The organism is Sulfitobacter sp., from assembly GCF_041552635.1.
Classification (GTDB): domain Bacteria; phylum Pseudomonadota; class Alphaproteobacteria; order Rhodobacterales; family Rhodobacteraceae; genus Sulfitobacter.
In genome coordinates this window covers 1-2937 of the sequence record NZ_JBFEKM010000291.1, presented here as the reverse complement: position 1 = coordinate 2937, position 2937 = coordinate 1, and the positions used below count along the sequence as shown (strand labels likewise).

General features: G+C 56.2%; 2 protein-coding genes. Both read right to left on the bottom strand.

Annotated elements, in window-relative coordinates:
- Positions 1-1734 (bottom strand): ABC transporter ATP-binding protein (locus tag ABYT07_RS20180; protein WP_372993799.1); only part of this gene is annotated, 1734 nt, incomplete at its 3' end.
- A 59-nt stretch (positions 1735-1793) separates the two neighbouring features.
- On the bottom strand, positions 1794-2937 hold a 1144-nt coding region (locus ABYT07_RS20175), incomplete at its 5' end, for a CCA tRNA nucleotidyltransferase (RefSeq protein WP_372993798.1).

The following is a 2937-nucleotide window of genomic DNA, read 5'->3' as shown; positions in this document are numbered from 1 at the left end:
GATTTGGCCCTGATCCATCACCAGAATCCGGTCCATTTCAGCGATCGTGGACAAGCGGTGCGCGATGGCGATTACTGTCTTGCCCGCCATCATGCCATACAGCGTCTCCTGAATGGCGGCTTCGACTTCGCTGTCCAACGCGCTTGTCGCCTCGTCCAACACCAAGATCGGCGCATTCTTCAGGATCACACGCGCAAGCGCGATGCGCTGGCGTTGGCCGCCAGACAGCTTGACGCCACGTTCGCCAACCTGTGCGTCATAGCCCGACCTGCCATCGGGGTCGGCCAGATCCGTGATAAACCCGTGGGCCTGCGCCTGCTTTGCCGCCGCGATCACCTCGGGCTCGGTCGCGTCGGGGCGGCCATACAAGATGTTTTCACGGATGGACCGGTGCAAAAGCGCGCTGTCTTGTTGGACCATACCAATATGCTGACGCAAGCTGTCTTGGCGCAGCTTGGTGATGTCCTGACCGTCGATCAAAATACGTCCGCCTTCGGGGTCATAAAACCGCAAAAGAAGCTTTACCAGGCTCGATTTTCCCGCCCCTGACCGCCCAATCAAACCGATCTTTTCACCGGGGCGCACGGTCACGTTAACCTGCTCCAATCCGCCTGCGGCCCGTCCGTAATGATGCGTCAGCCCCTGCATTTCGATCTGCCCCTCGGTCAACTTTAAGGGTTTGGCGTTTGCATCATCAATCAAGGTGATCGGCTGGGCTATCGTCTCCATACCTTCGGCGACGACGCCCAGTTGCTGAAAGAACGTCGATAACGCCCACATGACCCAAGCGGTCATGGAATTCAGCCGCAACGTCAGGGCAGCGGCCGCCGTAACGGCACCGACCGTGGCATGGCCGGACGTCCATAAAAAGAACGCCCACCCCACGACGCCAACGATCAAAAAGCCGTTCAACACCACCAATGCCACATCCATAGTGGTGAAAATGCGCATCTCTTTCTGGAACGTGCTCCGCGCCTTTTCAATGGCCGTGCGGGCATATTCAATCTCGCTGTCATGATGGGCGAACATCTTGACCGAATGAATATTCGTATAGCTGTCGACGACACGGCCCGTCACCTCGGACCGCGCATCAGAGGACGCCTTGGAGGCCACGCCGACCCGCTTGATCATCCATTTCATCAAAAGGCTGTACAGACCAAACCACACTAAAAGCGGCACTAACAAACGCCAATCAGATGTACTGAGCAAAATGGCGGCACCGATCAGGTAGGCAAGCGAATAGGAAATCGCATCAAATACCTGAAAAACAACCTCGCCTGCGGCGGGTGGCGTTTGCATGATCCGGTTGGCAATCCGACCGGCAAAGTCGTCCTCGAACCAGCCAACAGATTGCCGCAAGACTTGTCGATGGGCCCGCCAGCGAAACAGCGTGCCATAGTTCGGCATGATCGCATTGTTCAACAGCAGCACATCCAACGCCTGAAACGCAGGCCGCAGGATTAGAATAAACAGTGCGACCAAGATAAATTCGGTCCCGTAGGTTTGCCAAACATCGGCAGGCGACCCACCAAGCAGGTCAACCAACCGCCCCATGTAGTAAATCAACCCGATCTCAACGAACGCCACGACCAGCGACATCACCCCCGTCAGGATAAACACCTTTTTGAAGGGCTTGCTGTATTCGCGAAAGAACGGCCACAGACCTGTCGGCGGGGTGTCCTGTTCGGGGTAATCCTCATAAGGGTCGACCAGGTTTTCGAAAAAGCGAAACATAAGAACCTATCTAAGTGTCATTTGCAGTTCATAAAAGCGTGTCGCCCAACAGACCACTTTCAGGTGTCAGGCATGTCCAGTAATGTTTCCTGCGTGGCGTGGAAATTTGATGCAATCCATGCGGCTTCCAGTTGCGCAAGCCGTGCACCAAGTGCGGGACCTTGATAGGCGTGTATAAGGTCTTTGGCACGAACCGGAAACTTGGCTTGGATCGCACTATTTATCGTCTCTAATACAGATGTTTCTGGCGGGCTTTCAGCCAAGCACGCCCGCAGTAACATGGCACCCTGTGCTATTTCCACCCCATGCCGATAGGCAATTTCAGAAAGGGATTTCCCCTCAAAAGCAGCACTTCTGATGTTCTCAAACATCCTTGTATCCGCTTTGCTCAGGCGAAGCCGGTTTGCCGTATCTTCCCCCCCAAGAGCGGCCAAACGCCAGATCCAATTTGCCTGTAGCCCCAAAAGTCCTTCGAAGTGCACCAGCATCGCCATCCAGCGATCATCCGACCCCGGTAATATTGTACCCAAAACCCCGGTCTGCCGCATTGCGGCAAGGGCAGGCGCTGGATCAGGGGCGCACAGTAATTTCCGCATCTCGGCACCGACACGTTCAGCAGAAAGTGTCTCTAACCCGTCGGTATTTGATGCTATCGCTGACAATGCATCCGGATCAAAGCCGTTTGCCGGGTCCGCGTACCACGCATGAAACCGGAAATAGCGCAGGGTCCGCAGGTAATCCTCGCGAATGCGCGCGTCGGCGTCTTCGATGAACCGCACGCGACGGGCGCGCAGATCCGGCAAGCCCTCGAGCGGATCAATCACCCGCCCCTGCGCATCTGCATAAAGCGCATTCATCGTAAAATCACGACGGCGTGCATCATCGTCAATACTGCTTGAAAACGCAACAATCGCGCGGCGCCCGTCGGTTTCAACATCGCGGCGAAAGGTCGTGACTTCGAACCCCTTGCCACCGCTGACAACCGTCACTGTGCCATGTTCAACACCGGTGGGCACAACTTTCAGCCCAGCGCGCTTGGCCAGCGCCATCACCCGTTCGGGTAATGCATCGGTGGACATGTCCACATCGCTATCGGGCAAGCCCAACAGTGCATTTCGAACACATCCGCCTACAAAATAAATGGCGTGCCCGCCAGCATGCACGGCGTCACACACGGCCTGCGCATCTGCGTCGGCAAGCCAT